Source organism: Kitasatospora sp. SolWspMP-SS2h (assembly GCF_003259315.1).
Lineage (GTDB): Bacteria > Actinomycetota > Actinomycetes > Streptomycetales > Streptomycetaceae > Kitasatospora > Kitasatospora fiedleri.
Map to the genome: position 1 here is coordinate 1 of NZ_QLLT01000040.1, position 15,666 is coordinate 15,666.

Annotated in this window: 15 protein-coding genes and 1 tRNA gene; 5 read left to right on the forward strand and 11 right to left on the reverse strand. The window is 74.3% G+C overall.

The annotated features are described in order from the left end of the window. Positions 1-21: 21 nt before the first annotated feature. A tRNA-Gly gene (locus tag K353_RS31340) sits at positions 22-94 on the reverse strand. Positions 95-246: 152 nt separating this feature from the next. Beyond that, positions 247-564 (reverse strand): Lsr2 family protein, encoded by a 318-nt coding sequence (locus K353_RS31345; RefSeq protein ID WP_014136949.1) that lies wholly within the window; start codon positions 562-564, stop codon positions 247-249. Between the two features lie 410 nt (positions 565-974). On the opposite strand from K353_RS31345, the gene purS reads away from it, so the two are divergent. The 4 genes from purS (at position 975) to K353_RS31365 (ending at position 5,053) form a co-directional block, all read left to right on the forward strand. Then, positions 975-1,232 (forward strand): phosphoribosylformylglycinamidine synthase subunit PurS, encoded by a 258-nt coding sequence (gene purS, locus K353_RS31350; RefSeq protein WP_100837273.1) that lies wholly within the window; start codon positions 975-977, stop codon positions 1,230-1,232. Beyond that, positions 1,229-1,906, forward strand: a complete 678-nt coding sequence (gene purQ / locus K353_RS31355; protein WP_100837274.1) for a phosphoribosylformylglycinamidine synthase subunit PurQ — start codon at positions 1,229-1,231, stop codon at positions 1,904-1,906. Before purS ends, purQ begins: the two co-directional genes overlap by 4 nt. Continuing rightward, positions 1,906-4,161 carry a phosphoribosylformylglycinamidine synthase subunit PurL gene (gene purL / locus K353_RS31360; RefSeq protein ID WP_111556886.1) on the forward strand — a complete coding sequence of 752 codons (2,256 nt, stop codon included), beginning with the start codon at positions 1,906-1,908 and terminating at the stop codon, positions 4,159-4,161. Before purQ ends, purL begins: the two co-directional genes overlap by 1 nt. A gap of 79 nt (positions 4,162-4,240) precedes the next feature. Continuing rightward, the gene (locus tag K353_RS31365) at positions 4,241-5,053 is read left to right on the forward strand and encodes a maleylpyruvate isomerase family mycothiol-dependent enzyme (RefSeq protein WP_199528305.1); all 813 of its coding nucleotides are present in this window, start codon (positions 4,241-4,243) and stop codon (positions 5,051-5,053) included. Here the strand turns inward: K353_RS31365 and K353_RS31370 are convergent. The 4 genes from K353_RS31370 to fbaA form a co-directional block, all read right to left on the reverse strand. Continuing rightward, positions 5,032-5,919, reverse strand: coding sequence for a nucleic acid/nucleotide deaminase domain-containing protein (locus K353_RS31370; protein WP_111556887.1), 888 nt, complete (start codon positions 5,917-5,919; stop codon positions 5,032-5,034). The genes K353_RS31365 and K353_RS31370 overlap by 22 nt on opposite strands. 101 nt (positions 5,920-6,020) lie before the next feature. Beyond that, positions 6,021-6,890, reverse strand: coding sequence for a DUF3152 domain-containing protein (locus K353_RS31375; protein ID WP_111556888.1), 870 nt, complete (start codon positions 6,888-6,890; stop codon positions 6,021-6,023). 247 nt (positions 6,891-7,137) lie between these two features. Beyond that, on the reverse strand, positions 7,138-7,563 hold the full coding sequence (locus K353_RS31380; protein WP_100837278.1) for a DUF3151 domain-containing protein: 426 nt from the start codon (positions 7,561-7,563) through the stop codon (positions 7,138-7,140). 161 nt (positions 7,564-7,724) lie between these two features. After that, positions 7,725-8,747 (reverse strand): class II fructose-bisphosphate aldolase, encoded by a 1,023-nt coding sequence (gene fbaA, locus K353_RS31390; protein WP_111556890.1) that lies wholly within the window; start codon positions 8,745-8,747, stop codon positions 7,725-7,727. 289 nt (positions 8,748-9,036) lie between these two features. Between fbaA and K353_RS31395 the strand changes: the two genes are divergently transcribed. Then, on the forward strand, positions 9,037-9,759 hold the full coding sequence (locus K353_RS31395) for a DedA family protein (RefSeq protein WP_100837280.1): 723 nt from the start codon (positions 9,037-9,039) through the stop codon (positions 9,757-9,759). Between the two features lie 122 nt (positions 9,760-9,881). Here K353_RS31395 and pyrE read toward each other — a convergent pair whose 3' ends face one another. The 5 genes from pyrE to K353_RS31420 all read right to left on the reverse strand — a co-directional run bounded on the left by pyrE (position 9,882) and on the right by K353_RS31420 (position 15,500). Beyond that, a complete protein-coding gene (gene pyrE / locus K353_RS31400; protein WP_014136939.1) occupies positions 9,882-10,418 on the reverse strand; it encodes an orotate phosphoribosyltransferase in 537 nt (178 codons plus the stop codon). 34 nt (positions 10,419-10,452) lie between these two features. Continuing rightward, positions 10,453-11,334, reverse strand: coding sequence for a CoxG family protein (locus K353_RS31405; protein WP_111556891.1), 882 nt, complete (start codon positions 11,332-11,334; stop codon positions 10,453-10,455). A 149-nt stretch (positions 11,335-11,483) separates the two neighbouring features. Next, the gene (locus K353_RS31410; RefSeq protein ID WP_199528306.1) at positions 11,484-13,181 is read right to left on the reverse strand and encodes a spermidine synthase; all 1,698 of its coding nucleotides are present in this window, start codon (positions 13,179-13,181) and stop codon (positions 11,484-11,486) included. 79 nt (positions 13,182-13,260) lie between these two features. Then, positions 13,261-13,911 carry a DUF2617 family protein gene (locus K353_RS31415; RefSeq protein WP_233533951.1) on the reverse strand — a complete coding sequence of 217 codons (651 nt, stop codon included), beginning with the start codon at positions 13,909-13,911 and terminating at the stop codon, positions 13,261-13,263. 419 nt (positions 13,912-14,330) lie between these two features. Beyond that, on the reverse strand, positions 14,331-15,500 hold the full coding sequence (locus tag K353_RS31420) for a pyridoxal phosphate-dependent aminotransferase (RefSeq protein WP_111556892.1): 1,170 nt from the start codon (positions 15,498-15,500) through the stop codon (positions 14,331-14,333). Positions 15,501-15,666 lie beyond the last annotated feature (166 nt).

Here is a 15,666-nt window from a genome sequence, read left to right on the forward strand (position 1 = left end):
AGTCTGTTCACGCTGACTGCGAGCGGACGACGAGATTCGAACTCGCGACCCTCACCTTGGCAAGGTGATGCTCTACCAACTGAGCCACGTCCGCACGGTGCCTGGGCACCGGCCGCCCCGCTCGGGGTTCCCCCGGTTGCGGCGACGAGAAATACTCTACAACATCAATCGGCCTGCTTGCCCCACCCTTCCCCGGCGGTGCGGCCGGGGAAGGCCGGCGGGCCCGGAACGGGCCCGTGGCGACGATCAGTTGCTCTCGGCGAACGCCTCGTAGACGTGCTTCGGGATGCGGCCGCGGGCGGGCAGCTCGTGCCCGTTCGACTGGGCCCAGGCGCGCACGGCGGCCGGGTCCGGGGTGAGCGCGGTGCGGCGGAAGGACTTTCCGCTCCGGCTCTGCCGGCGACCGGCGGCGACGAACGGGGCGAGGGCCTCCCGGAGCTTTTCCGCGTTGTCGGCGGACAGGTCGATCTCGTACGACTTCCCGTCCACGCCGAAGTGAACGGTTTCCGCGGCGGTGCCGCCGTCCAGATCGTCGGAGAGCGTGACGACTACACGCTGAGCCATGGGTGTCAATCCTCTCGGGCAATTCGGCCGTCGGGGGTCTCGGATGCCCCGCCGGTCCGCTGGGCCGGGATCGCGGCATCCGCAGGCGGGCAGGGGAGCCCGCGCCGAGATGCGGCGCGTCCGGCTGCCGGTCGCCCTATTCTGCACCCGAAGGCCGGTGAAATCGTAGAGTTGGGGATTCCTTTTTTCTGGATATTCACGTGCTTCCCTCCGGAGCGGATACCCGCCCGCCGGAGACGGGATTAAACCGGCGAAATCGGGTGCGCGCCGGAGCCGCCCGGGGCCGACTGCCCTTGGGGCGTAAGGGGTGTGGGTCTACGCGCGTTGCCGCCGGTGGCCCGCAAGAGGGCCCCGCAGCCCGGGTAGTCTGGAGTTCCCCCGCCTTCACGCAATCACCACCGGGAGTGCCAGTGGCACGCGTCGTAGTCGACGTCATGCTCAAGCCGGAGATCCTCGACCCCCAGGGCCAGGCGGTGCAGCGTGCACTGCCGCGTCTCGGGTTCGCCGGGATCGCCGACGTCCGCCAGGGCAAGCGTTTCGAGTTGGAGCTGGAGGGGCCGGTCGACGACGCCGCGCTCGCCCGCATCCGCGAGGCCGCCGAGACCTTCCTCGCCAACACCGTGATCGAGGACTTCACCGTCCGGATCGAGGACGGGGACGCCAAGTGACCACCCGTATCGGCGTCGTCACTTTCCCCGGCTCCCTCGACGACCGCGACGCCCAGCGCGCGGTCCGGCTGGCCGGCGCCGAGCCGGTCGCCCTCTGGCACCGTGACAAGGATCTCCACCAGGTCGACGCCGTCGTCCTGCCCGGCGGATTCTCTTACGGCGACTATCTGCGCTGCGGTGCCATCTCCCGCTTCTCGCCGGTGATGGACACCGTCATCGAGCAGGCGAAGCTCGGAATGCCGGTCCTCGGTATCTGCAACGGCTTCCAGGTGCTGTGCGAATCGCACCTGCTGCCCGGCGCGCTCACCCGGAACGACTCGCTGCACTTCATCTGCCGCGACCAGAAGCTCCGCATCGAGAACGCCGACACCGCCTGGACCCGGGATTACTCGGCCGGCCAGGAAATCGTCGTTCCGCTGAAGAACGGCGAGGGCCGGTTCGTCGCCGACGGGCACGTCCTCGACGAACTGGAGGCGGAGGGCCGGATCGTGGCCCGTTACCTGGACGTCAACCCGAACGGTTCGTACCGCGACATCGCCGGCATCACCAACGCGGCCGGCAATGTCGTCGGCCTGATGCCGCACCCGGAGCACGCCGTGGAGCCGCTCACCGGCCCGACCACCGAGGGCCTGGGCTTCTTCACTTCCGTCCTGAAGCAGCTGGTGAACGCCTGATGAGCCTCGACACGGTAAAGAACGCCGAACAGACCCCGGACGCGGACCAGCCCTGGGCCGAACTCGGCCTCAAGCAGGACGAGTACGCGCGGATCCGGGAGATCCTGGGCCGCCGCCCGACCGGCGCCGAACTCGCCATGTACTCGGTGATGTGGTCGGAGCACTGCTCGTACAAGAGCTCCAAGGTCCACCTCAAGCAGTTCGGCGAGAAGGCCCCCGAGAACGACGCCATGCTGGTCGGCATCGGCGAGAACGCCGGCGTCGTGGACGTCGGCCAGGGCTACGCGGTCACCTTCAAGGTCGAGTCGCACAACCACCCGTCGTACATCGAGCCCTACCAGGGCGCGGCCACCGGCATCGGCGGCATCGTGCGCGACATCCTGGCGATGGGCGCCCGCCCGGTCGCCGTGATGGACCCGCTGCGCTTCGGCGCGGCCGACCACCCGGACACCCGCCGGGTGCTGCCCGGGATCGTCGCGGGCATCGGCGGCTACGGCAACTGCCTGGGCCTGCCGAACATCGGCGGCGAGGTCGTCTTCGACTCCTGCTACCAGGGCAACCCGCTGGTCAACGCGCTCTGCGTGGGCGTCATGAAGCACGAGGACATCCACCTCGCGCAGGCGTCCGGCCCCGGCAACAAGGTCATCCTGTACGGCGCCCGCACCGGCGGCGACGGCATCGGCGGCGTCTCGGTGCTCGCCTCGGAGACCTTCGACGCGACCGGCCCGGCCAAGCGCCCCGCCGTCCAGGTCGGCGACCCGTTCCAGGAGAAGCTGCTCATCGAGTGCACCCTGGAGATCTTCAAGGAGGACCTGGTCGCGGGCATCCAGGACCTCGGCGGCGCCGGCCTGTCCTGCGCCACCTCGGAGCTGGCCTCGGCCGGCACCGGCGGCATGCGGATCGAGCTGGACACCGTGCCGCTGCGCGACCACACGCTCTCGCCGGAGGAGATCCTCATGAGCGAGTCGCAGGAGCGCATGTGCGCGATCGTCGAGCCCGGCAAGGTCGACCGCTTCCTGGAGATCTGCGAGAAGTGGGACGTCATCGCCACCGTCATCGGCGAGGTGACCGACGGCGAGCGGCTGGAGATCTTCTGGCACGGCGAGCTGGTGGTCGACGTGCCGCCGCGCACCGTCGCCCACGAGGGCCCGACCTACCAGCGCCCGTTCGCCCGTCCGTCCTGGCAGGACGCGCTCCAGGCCGACGCCCCGACCGCCGAGCGCCTCGCCCGCCCGACCGACGGCGCCGGGCTGAAGGACGCGCTGCTCAAGGTCGCCGGCTCGCCCAACCAGGCGTCCAAGGCGTGGATCACCGACCAGTACGACCGCTACGTGCTGGGCAACACGGTGCTCGCCACCCCCGAGGACTCCGGCATGATCCGGATCGACGAGGAGACCAACCTCGGCGTCTCGGTCGCCACCGACGGCAACGGCCGCTACGCCAAGCTGGACCCGTACACCGGCGCCCAGCTGGCCCTCGCCGAGGCGTACCGCAACGTCGCGGCCGGCGGCGCCAAGCCGCTCGCGGTCTCCGACTGCCTCAACTTCGGCTCCCCCGAGGACCCGGACGTGATGTGGCAGTTCGCCGAGGCCACCCGCGGCCTGGCCGACGCCTGCCAGGTGCTCGGCACCCCCGTCACCGGCGGCAACGTCTCGCTGTACAACCAGACCGGCGACGTCGCCATCCACCCGACCCCGGTGGTCGCGGTGCTCGGCGTCATCGACGACGTCACCCGGCGCACCCCGGTCGGCTTCGCCGAGGAGGGCCAGCTGCTCTACCTGCTCGGCGACACCGCCGACGAACTGGGCGGCTCCGCCTGGTCGCAGGTCGTGCACGGCCACCTCGGCGGCCTGCCGCCCAAGGTCGACCTGGAGCGCGAGCGGCTGCTCGGCGAGATCCTGATTGCCGCCTCCCGCGACGGCATGGTCGACGCCGCGCACGACCTCTCCGACGGCGGCCTCGCGCAGGCCCTGGTGGAGAGCTGCCTCAAGGGCGGCAACGGCGCCCGGATCGTCGTCCCCGAGGGCGTCGACCCGTTCGTGTTCCTGTTCTCCGAGTCCGCCGGCCGCGCCGTGGTGGCCGTCCCGCGCAGCGAGGAGCTCCGGTTCAACGACATGTGCGGCGCCCGCGGCCTGCCCGCCGCCCGGATCGGCGTGGTCGACGGCGAGGCGCTGGAGGTCCAGGGCCAGTTCACCGTCACCCTGGCCGAGCTGCGCGACGCCCACACCGGCGTCATCGAGGCGCTGCTCGCCTGACGGCGCGTCAACCCCCGCGGGGCGGCCGGTCCGGTACTGCCGGGCCGGCCGCCCCGCGGCGTTTTGTACGCTGCGGGGCATGCCCACCGTGAAGACCCGAACCTACGACCCGGTGAAGGTGCGTGCCGCGCTCACCGGGCAGCTCGACGCGATCTCCGCCGCCGTCCGCGCCCTGGACGACGGGCAGCTCGCCCGGCCCACCCGGCTGGGGGAGTGGCGGGTGCGCGAACTCGTCGCCCACCTCGGCATGGTGGTCAGCTGGGTGCCGCTGCACCTGCACGACCCGCTGCCGCCGCAGGCCCCGATCACCCCGCTGCACTGGGCGTCCCGGACCAGGACCGCGGCCACCGCCGTCAACGCCACCGCCGTCGAGCTGGTGGCCGAGCAGTTCTCCGGCGACGCCGCCCAGGTGTCCGGCGAACTCGACCGGCAGATCGGCGAGTTGTGGAAGGCCCTGGACAGCGCGGACGGCCGGCGGCCCGACCTGGTCATCCCGATGCGGTTCGGGCCGATGGCCCTGGCCGACTTCCTGGTCACCCGGCTGGTCGAGACCGTGGTGCACGGCGACGACCTGGCCGCCGCCCTCGGCCTCGACCCCTTCCCGCACGACCGCTTCGCGCTGGCCTCCGCGGCCCGGCTGCTCGCCGACGCCTTCGCCGTCCAGGTGCCGGGCGGAGCCGTCGAGCTGCGCGTCCCGCCGTACGCGGTGGTGCAGGCCGTCGAGGGTCCCCGGCACACCCGGGGCACCCCGCCGAACGTGGTGGAGACCGACCCGCTGACCTGGATCCGGCTCGCCACCGGCCGGACCGCCTGGGCCGACGCCGTCGACACCGCGCTCACCGCCAGCGGCGAGCGCAGCGACCTCAGCGGCTACCTGCCGGTGCTGGGCTGAGGGCCCGGGCCCCCGGCCAGCGCGGCGGCCAACTCCCGCACGCCCGCCTCGCGTTCGGCGGCCGTGTCGCCGTAGTCGTGGCTGTGGGTGAACTCGGCGTTCGGGAACGTCCGGGCCATCCACAGCGCGCAGTAGTGGCCGGGCAGCACGCAGGACTGCAGCTCGGTGTAGACCTCGACCACGTCCCGCGGGTCGACCCCGGACGCGGCCAGCCGCTCCCACAGCGCCTCCTCGGCGTGCCGGGCGAGCGAGCCGTGGGCGGTGACGACCCGCGGCTCGCCGTCCGGCCCGCGCAGCGTGAACGCCGCGGAGCCGGGCACGCCCCGGGTGTGCCGGACGTCCTCCAGCACCCGGGGCCACCACTGCTCGTCGCTCTCGAAGGCGCGCAGGTCGGTGCCGCGCATCCGGCCCTCCGCCGCCGAGAACAGCCGGAACACCTCGTCCGGCCGCTCGGCCCCGGCCAGCGCCCGCAGGTTCTCCTCCAGCGTGCCCAGGTTGTCGAGGAACGCGCCGAGGGTGGCGTCGACCGGGACGGACGGCCCCCGGAAGGCCAGGTACACCGCCCGGACCCGGCCTTCGCCGTCCACGCACAGCTCGGCGCCGCGGTCGCTGCCCAGCCGCGCCCAGTCCGCCTCGGGCCGTCCGTCCGTGGACAGCCCGGCCGTGCGGGCCCAGTCGGCGAGCCGGAGCGGACGGCCGGGGTCGGCGGTGAAGTACGGCCCGACCCGCAGCGGCAGGCCGGCGCCGGAGAGCAGCGCCGCCGCCCCGGCGGGGACGGCGGTGGCGGCGAGCGCGGCGGGGTCGGGGCGGTGCAGGCCGTCCGATCCGAAGCGGTCGAGCAGGCGCTGGGCGAGGTCGGTGGTCATGGTGCTCCGGTCGATCGGGTCGCGGGAGGCCGACCGGGTCCGGCGGGCCTCCTGCCGCCAGCTTAGTGAGCCACCCGCGGGGCACTGCGGGGTGCCGGGGTTCAGGGGGCGGGCGGCCCGTCGAGGTAGGTGCCCCGCGCGTCGTACGGCCAGGCGTTGGCGACGCAGCCCTTGAGGCCGTAGATCTGCTGCATCATCGCGGGGGCGGGCCTGCCCGGGCCGGGGCAGGCCTGGTGGCCGTGGCCGATCCGGTGGCCGACCTCGTGGTTGACGATCAGCGCCCGGTAGTCGTCCAGGGCGCCGTCGAACTGCGGCGAACCGGTCAGCCAGCGCTTGGAGTTGACCACCACCTGCTTGCCGACGTCGCAGTTCACCTCGCCCCGGGTGTCGAGGCCGCCGGTCGCGCAGACCGCGTCCGCGGTGTCGGGGGAGGCGATCTTCACGGTGAAGTCGTAGCTGTCGGAGGAGACCAGCTGGAAGCTGTCGCGCCGGTCGGCGGTCCAGCCGCGCGGGTCGGACAGGATGGCCTGGACGGTGGCCGCGGCGGCGTTCGGGTCGATGCCGATGCCGTCCTCGACCTCCACCCGGTAGCGGCGCAGGGTCGCCCCGGTGCCGGCCCGGCCGCCGGTGGCGGTGGCCGTGGTGAAGACGCCGCCGCCGTGGACGACGATCTCCGGGGGCGTGCTGGACGGCGGCCCGCTGGACGGCGGCGCGCCGGTCGGGGGCGGGTCGGCCGGAGGCGGGTCGGCGGCGGGTGGGGGAGTCGACGGCGCGGGGGAGCCGGGGGACGAGGCCGGTGGCGGGGCGGCCCGGGCCTGGGCGGTCGCGGTGCCGGCGGGGTGCTGCCGGAAGTCCAGCCGCAGGGCGGCGTACCCGGCCGTGCCCAGGACGGCCAGGGCCGTGGCGCAGCCCAGGGCGAGGGCCGGCCGGCGGCGGGCGCGGCGGCGTGGCGTTCGGTGGGCTGCGCGCATCTGGCGGCTTCCTCGGGGCGACGACGGGGCGGCGCGGACGGTGCGTTCGCACACCCGTGCCGTACCGTCTACATACGCGGTATGGCGCCGCTTGGTTCCCGCCCCGCCCCGATCGGCCGCTACCGGCCACGGCGCCGCACGTCGCTCCCGCCCCCTCCCCGGCGCGTACCGGCAGGCGGGGTCCCCGGAGGACGGCAACGGGCCGCCCCCGCGGTGGGGGCGGCCCGTCCGGACGGCGGGTGGACGTTCAGTGCTCCTGCTTGAGCACGGTGTACGCCTCGGCGCTGCTGTCCTTCAGGAACTGCCAGCAGCGGGCCTCCTCCTCGGTCTCCTTGATCGCCCCGGCCGCCCGGGCGAGCGCCGCCAGGCAGCGCAGGAAGCCGCGGTTGCCGCGGTGCTCCCACGGGACGGGGCCGTGGCCGTGCCAGCCGTTGCGGCGCAGGGCGTCGAGGCCGCGGTGGTAGCCGGTGCGGGCGTAGGCGTAGGACTCCACCGTCCGGCCGGCTGCGAAGGCGTCGTCCGCGAGCATCGCCCAGGCCAGGCAGAACGCCGGGTACTCGGCGGCGACCTGGGTCGGCGAGGCCGACTCCTCGGCGAGCATCCGGTAGGGCTGCTCCTCCTCGGGCAGGAGGGTCGGCTCGGGGCCGTCGAGCAGGTTCTTGTGCATCTCCATGGTGTGCCAGTCTGCCATCCGGGCCCGGCCGGGTGACCGGGGCGGACCGGACCGGAACGGCGGAGCCCCCGCTCCTCCCCGCGGACGGGGACGGGGCGGGGGCTCCGACGGCGGGCGCCCGGACGCGCGGGCGCCTCGCTTCACGCGTTCACTTCACGCGTTCACTTCATGCGCTTGCCGGCCGAGCGCAGCTGCTGCGCGGCCTCGGTGACGCGGTGGGCCATGCCGGCCTCGGCCAGCTTGCCCCAGGTGCGCGGGTCGTAGGTGTTCTTCTTGCCGACCTCGCCGTCGACCTTCAGCACGCCGTCGTAGTTGCGGAACACGTGGTCCACGACCGGGCGGGTGAAGGCGTACTGGGTGTCGGTGTCGAGGTTCATCTTGACGACGCCGTTCTCCAGCGCGGTCAGGATCTCCTGCTCGGTGGAGCCGGAGCCGCCGTGGAAGACGAAGTCGAACGGGTCCTGCTTGCCGTACTTCTTGCCGATCTCGGCCTGCAGGTCGGCGAGCAGCTCCGGGCGCAGCACCACGTTGCCCGGCTTGTAGACGCCGTGCACGTTGCCGAACGAGGCGGCCAGCAGGTAGCGGCCCTTCTCGCCCAGGCCGAGCGCCTCGGCGGTGCGCACCGCGTCGGAGACGGTGGTGTACAGCTCGTCGTTGATCTCGTGCGAGACGCCGTCCTCCTCGCCGCCGGTCGGGGTGATCTCGACCTCCAGGATGATCCTGGCGGCGGCGGCCTGGGCCAGCAGCTCCTGGCCGATGGCCAGGTTGTCGGCCAGGGTCTCGGCCGAGCCGTCCCACATGTGCGACTGGAATAGCGGGTTGTCGCCGCGGGCCACCCGCTCGGCGGAGATCGCGATCAGCGGGCGGACGTAGCCGTCCAGCTTGTCCTTCGGGCAGTGGTCGGTGTGCAGCGCCACGGTGATGTCGTACTTGGCCGCGACGATGTGCGCGAACTCGGCCAGCGCGACCGCGCCGGTCACCATGTCCTTGTTGTACTGGCCACCCAGGAACTCCGCACCACCCGTGGAGATCTGGATGATGCCGTCGCTCTCGGCCTCGGCGAAGCCGCGCAGGGCGGCGTGCAGGGTCTGCGTCGAGGTGACGTTGATGGCCGGGTAGGCGAACTTGCCCGCCTTGGCCCGGTCGAGCATCTCGTTGTAGGCCTCGGGAGTTGCGATGGGCATGCGAATCCGCTCCTGTCGGTGTGGGGCGATCGGACGACGCTGTCCGAAGGCTCGATACGCCTGTGGTTCACGACATCGATGCGGTACGAGCGATGAGGGTGGCAGCTCGACCGCGGGCCGGACACCTCGGCCATCTTCCCAGACTCCCCCCGGGGACACACCCAGCGGCCCGCCACTTGGGACGGCCGACCGGGCGGACGCCCCCGCGCCCCGCCCCGGACGCCCCCGCGCCCCGCTCCGGAGGCCGCCGGTTAAGGCTTCGCAAAGCGGTACGGGCTATCCTGCGCGCGTGGAACACATCCAGCTCGCCGTCAACGTCCTTGACGCCAAATCGCTCGTCGCCTCCGTCGGCGCCATCGGGATCCTGGCGATCATCTTCGCCGAGACCGGCCTGCTGGTCGGGTTCTTCTTCCCCGGTGACTCGCTGCTCATCCTGGCCGGTGTCGCCGCCTCCAGCGCCGCCGACAAGGTGCTCGGCGAAGGCGCCCAGATGAACATCGCCCTGCTGCTGGTCGGTGCGCCGATCTGCGCCGTCGTCGGCGCCCAGCTCGGGCACCTGCTGGGCCGGAAGGTCGGCCCGCGGATGTTCGACAAGCCGAACTCGAAGATCCTGCGCCCCGAGTACGTGGAGAAGGCGGAGGAGTACTTCGAGAAGTTCGGCCCGGCCAAGGCCGTGGTGATGGCCCGCTTCATCCCGATCGTGCGGACCTTCCTCAACCCGGTCGCCGGCACCCTGCAGATGCCCGCCAAGACCTTCTTCGTCTGGAACGTCGTGGGCGCGGTGCTGTGGACCGAGACCATGCTCCTGATCGGCTACTTCACCGGCGACCAGCTCGCCCCGGTGATCGACAAGTACCTGCTGCCGGCGATGGCGCTGATCATCCTGATCTCGGTCTCGCCGATCTTCGTCGAGGTGATCCGCGAGCGGAAGAAGAAGAAGGCCGCGGCGGCCGCGGGCGCCGTCGCGCCGGAGCACGAGCCGGTGCCCACCGGCCGCCACCGCAAGCACTGAGCCCGGCGACCGGCCCGATCGGCACGGGAAACCGCGAGGACCCCGGCGAACGGCGAGGGCCCCGACCACCGTCCGGTGGTCGGGGCCCTCGCCGTTGTTCCACGTGGAACGCGGAACGGGGCTCACAGCCCCAGGTCGTCCAGGGTGTACGCGGTGACGTACGGCAGGCCCGCCTCGGCGATCGCCGGGGCCGCGCCGCGCTCCACGATCACCGCGACGCCGACCACCTCGGCGCCCGCCTCGCGCAGCGCCTCCACGGCGGTCAGCACCGAGCCGCCGGTGGTCGAGGTGTCCTCCACCGCCAGCACCCGGCGGCCCTTCACGTCCGGGCCCTCGATCCGGCGCTGCAGGCCGTGCGCCTTGCCCGCCTTGCGGACCACGAACGCGTCCAGCTTGCGGCCGCGGGCCGCCGCCGCGTGCAGCATCGCCGCGGCCACCGGGTCGGCGCCCAGGGTCAGGCCGCCCACCGCGTCGAACTCCAGGTCCGCCGCCGCGTCCAGCATCACCGTGCCGACCAGCGGCGCAGCCTCCGCGTCCAGCGTGATCCGGCGCAGGTCGACGTAGTAGTCGGCCTCCCGGCCGGAGGAGAGGGTGACCTTGCCGTGCACGACGGCCTTGTCCTTGATCTGCGCCAGCAGGGCGTCCCGGTCGTTGCTCATGGACAGCCAGCTTAGTGGGTGCCCACCGGGGCGCTCAGCGCCGCCGCAGGGCCCGGACCAGCACCACCGCGCCGCCGATCAGCGCGACCCCACCGCCGATCATCCACGGCAGCGCGTTGCGCTCGCCGACCGCGCCGGGCAGCAGCGTCGGCTCGGCGCCGCCCCAGCGGGAGGCCGCCCGGGCCCGGGCGCTGTGGGACGGCGGGGCGGGCGCGTACCGGCCGTGCGGCGGGGCGTGGTCGACCTCCTCGGCGGAGCGGCCGACAATGCTGCGCCGCACCGGGGCGCCCTCCTGGTCGTACCCGGGCTCGGGGCGGGAGGCGGCCGGCACCGGGGCGGGCAGGTCGTCCGCGTCGTCGAAGGAGATCAGGTCGGAGAGGTCGTCGTCGAGGTCCTGGCCGCGCTCGCGGTCGTCCAGGAAGACCACCGTCGCGCCGTCGGACGGGTCGTCGTCCGCCTCGTCGCCGTCCGGCCCGGCGGGTTCGGACAGCTCGGCGACCAGCGCCGCCACCGCCCGGTCGATCAGCCGGCGGCCGGTCGACTCCAGCGCCTCGGCCTCGAAACCGGCCAGCCGCCCGGAGGCGGTCAGCTCGGCGGCGAAGCGGATCGCGGTCTCGCCGGGGCGCTCGGCCAGGGTGATCCGCAGCCCGGCGGCCGCCGGGGCCGCGCCGCGGATCTCCTCGCCGCTCAGCCGCAGGGCGAGCGCACCGTCCCGCCAGCCGTCCACGGCCAGCCGGCCGGCGAAGGTGATGGTGGACCCGGCGACCCTGATCCTGAGCCGGCTGTCGGCCCCCGCGGGCGCGGACGCCGACGCGACCGCGCTCAGCCCCGGCACGCAGCGGGCCACCAGCTCGCGGTCCAGCAGCGCCTCCCGGACCACCTCGGCGGGCAGCGGGACGACAACCTCATGCTCCATACCGGCGAGCCTACCGACCGCCCGCCGCCGTGCCGAGCCCTCCACGCGAAGCCGGGCCGACCAACCCGCCAATGGACGCACCGCGCCCCGGCCCCGGCCGCCCCCGCCGCCCGGCGGGCGCGGCGAACTCCCCGGCCGGTCGGGCGGGTTCAGGGCCCCAGCAGGGTGTGCGGCGGCGGCAGCGGGGACGGGCGGCCGGCCGCCAGCCGAGCCTCGGCGGCCCGCAGCGCGGGCACCGTCAGCGAGCGCGGGGCCGGGGCGTCCGGGGCCAGGCCCAGCGCGGGGGCGGTCCGGGCGGCCAGCAGGAAGGCCGCCGCCGGGCCGGACCCCCCGCAGTCCTCGGCGGCCGGCGCGCCGGCCTGGTAGGCGACGGCCGACAGGCCCGCCGCGGCCAGCCCGGACTCGGTCGCCCACAGCCCGCCGGCCGGGGCGTCCGGCGCCCCGCCGCGGACCGCCAGCCGGCCCCCGGGGGCCAGCCGCCCGGCGGCCAGGCCGAAGAACTCCAGGGAGCGGTACTTGCCGCCCACGGCCCCGCCGTCCAGGTCCGAGACGATCACGTCGAACCGCTCGGCGGACCCGCGCAGCCAGCCCATCGGCTCGGCCTGCACCAGCCGCACCCGCGGGTCGTCGAAGGAGTGCTCGGTGAGCGCGGCGAACGCGGCGTCCCGGCGGGCCAGCGCGGGCAGCTGAGCGTCCCGCTCCACCACCAGCACGCTGCGCACCGCCGGGTGCCGCAGCACCTCGCGCAGCGCCAGGCCGTCGCCGCCCAGCACCAGCACCCGGCCGCTCGGCCCGGCCGCCAGCGCGGGGCGCACCAACGCCTCGTGGTCGCGGTACTCGTCGGGGCCGCAGACCGCCAGCCGGCCGTCCAGGAACAGCTCCAGCGGCGGCGCGGCGCGCTGCGCGGGCACCCGGGGCGCGGCGTCCGCGCCGCCGGTCAGCACGATCTCCTGGTAGCGGCTCTGGGCGGCGAACCGGATCGGGCCGCCGTACAGCGCGTGCCGGGCGGCGCGCTCGATCGCCCCGGTGCAGGCGGCGGCCAGCGCGAGCAGGGCGAGCACCAGGCCGCAGCCGGTCCACAGCAGCAGCCGGGTGCGCGGGGCGGGCTCGGCGCGGAACAGCCAGAGCACCACGGCGGCGCCCGCCACCGCGTTCACCGCGCCGGTCAGCAGCGCCCCGGCGACCTGGCCGAGCGCGGGCAGCAGGACGAACGGGAAGGCCAGGCCGCCGATCAGCGCGCCCACGTAGTCGGCGGCGAACAGATCGGCGACGGCGCGGCCGGCGTGCTCCTGCCGGATCCGCTGGATCAGCGTCATCAGCAGCGGGATCTCCGCGCCGATCAGCAGGCCGATCAGCACGGTGGTGGCGATCAGCGCCACCAGGGTGGCGCGCGGCTGGTGCAGCCAGGCCCAGCCGCAGTACAGGGCGAGCGCGGACAGGCCGCCGACCAGGGAGAGCGCGTACTCGACCAGGGCGAAGGAGGTGGCCGGGCGGCGGGTGAGGCCCTTGGCGAGCAGCGAGCCGACGCCCATCGCGAACACCATCACCGACAGCACCACGGAGGTCTGGGTGACCGAGTCGCCCAGCAGGTAGCCGCCGAGGGCGACCAGTTCGAGTTCGTACACCAGGCCGCAGGCCGCGCAGACGAAGGCGGCCAGCAACACCAGGACCCGGGCCGGGCCGGGGGCCAGCGCCGGCCGTATGGCGCCGCCGGCCCGGACCGCGCCCCCGGGGCCCGTGGCGCGGGGGGCGGCGGGCCGGGAGTCGGCCGCGGGCGGGGACGGGGTCGGCGGCGAGGTGGCGTCCGGACCCGGCTGCGCGGGTCGTCCGACCGGGTGGTTGATCATGAATGAACGCTAGGCGAGAGCCCGGGTGAATGGCTGCGCCCATCCGGGGGACAGGGCGGGGTGCCGGATTGACGTCCGGTCACCAGCCGACCTGCGCCGCTCCCACCGGTCCACCCGCCGCCGCACCCACCGCCCCTGCCGCCGTTCCCGCCGTTCCCATCGCCGCTCCTGCCGCACCCACCGCCGCGAGCAGGCCGTCGCCGGGCAGCGAGAGCGAGGAGCGGGTGCACACCAGCCGGCCCTCCTGCGGGTAGGCGTGCCACGTCCGCCAGTGCACCCGGCGGTCCTCGCAGTGCGCGACGAGGGCGGTGAACGCGCTCGGATCGCCGGGGAAGACGCCCGCCAGTGCCCGCGGGTGCCCCTCGACCAGGGCCAGCAGCTCCTGGGCGCGGGCCTCGAACACGTACGGCGGCAGCTCCTCGATCCGGGCGGCGAACTCGTACTCCCAGCCGGCCACCTGTTCCGCGACCCGGGCCGGCAGCGGGGTGCGGCGGCCCGGCAGGCAGGCCACCGTCTCCAGGCAGTCGCCCGGGCCGGCCGCCAGCACCACCTGGTGCGAGGCGCCCAGCAGCCGCAGCTGGAGGGTGCCCCGAAGGCCGTCCGGGGCACCGCAGGCGCCGTCGAGTCTGAGGTCGCGGACGGCCAGCGCGGGCAGCGGTTCGCCGCCCAGCTGCCAGGCCAGGTCGCCGGCGCGGGTGTCCGTGTAGGAGGTCTGCAGGGTGGTGAGCATGCTCGGCTCCGCGTTTCAGCTCCGTGCGCGCCCCCTGCGACCGGAGTCCGCCCTCGTCCTTGAGGTTTCCAGACTGTCCGATCCGGGGCGCTGCCGACCGTGGAAGGAAGGATTCCGGCTGGAGATTCAGCAGCAGAGAAGCACGAATTCTCCGGGTCCGTCAGGGATTTACCCATGTTTGGCACGCATTCACCGTTCTGGGGCCCGTGCCCGACTGGGTGTGATCGGTCCCGGGTTGTACTCTGCCCACCGCACTCCCCCGCGCGGGGACCACGCGCCGTGCACGCCGGTGGCGCGCTCCGCCCGCGCCCGCTCCCACCGCGGCCCACCCGCCCCGCCGCACCCCGACCGCACCGGCCCCGGGCACGCGAAGGCCCCGGTGGCGCGGCACCGCCGCCACCGGGGCCGGACGCGCTCCGCTACCCGTCGCGCAGGCCGCGCAGCCGGGAGACCGCCTCCTCCAGCACCTCCACCCGCTTGCAGAAGGCGAACCGGACCTGGCTGCGCCCGGCCTCGGCGTCGTCGTAGAAGACGGCGTTCGGGATGGCGACCACCCCGCAGCGCTCGGGCAGGGCCCGGCAGAACTCGATGCCGTCCTTCTCGCCCAGCGGAGTGATGTCGGTGGTGACGAAGTACGTGCCCTGCGGCTCGAAGACCCGGAACCCGGCCGCGGCGAGCCCCCGGGCGAGCAGGTCGCGCTTGCGGTGCAGGTCGGCCCGGAAGTCCGCGTAGTAGCCGTCGGGCAGTCGCAGGGCCTCGGCGACGGCGTACTGGAACGGGCCCGCCGAGACGTAGGTGAGGTACTGCTTGGCGGTGCGGACGGCGGAGACCAGGGCGGGCGCGCCGGTCACCCAGCCGACCTTCCAGCCGGTGAAGGAGAAGGTCTTGCCGGCGGAGGAGATCGCCACGGTGCGCTCGCGCATGCCGGGCAGGGCGGCCAGCGGGTGGTGGGCACCGGTGAAGACCAGGTGTTCGTAGACCTCGTCGGTGACCACCAACAGGTCGTGTTCGAGGGCGAGTTCGGCGATCCCGGCCAGTTCCTCGGGGGTGAGCACGGTGCCGGTAGGGTTGTGCGGGGTGTTGACGAGCAGCAGCCGGGTGCGCGGGGTGATCAGCGCCCGCAGCTCGTCCAGGTCGGGCCGGAAGGCCGGGGCGCGCAGGGTGAGCGGGACGCGGACGGCGCCCGCCATCGCGATGCAGGCGGCGTAGGAGTCGTAGAACGGTTCGAAGGCGATCACCTCGTCGCCCGGCTCCAGCAGCGCGAGCATGGCGGCGGCGATCGCCTCGGTGGCCCCGGCGGTCACCAGCACCTCGGTGTCCGGGTCGTACGCCAGCCCGTAGAACCGCTCCTGGTGCTCCGCGACCGCCCGTCGCAGCTCGGGCACGCCCGGCCCCGGCGGGTACTGGTTGCCGTGGCCCTCCCGCAGCGCCCGGATGGCGGCCTCCCGGACCTCCTCGGGCCCGTCGGTGTCCGGGAAGCCCTGCCCGAGGTTGATCGAGCCGGTGGCGGTGGCCAGCGCGGACATCTCGGCGAAGATCGTCGTCCCCATGCCCGCCAGCCGGCGGTTCAGCAGCGGCCTGGTGCTCATCGGTGGCTCCTCACAGACGGTGGTCGGGCCTCATCATCCAGGCACCCGCGGTGGACGCCAAGGGCCCTCAGCCCGGGAGCGCCCGGGGGTGTGCGCGGGGGCGGCCCCCGGCGGGGTGGGCGGTCGTGCGGACGGGCCCGCCGCCCGGGTGGGGGTGGCGGGCCCG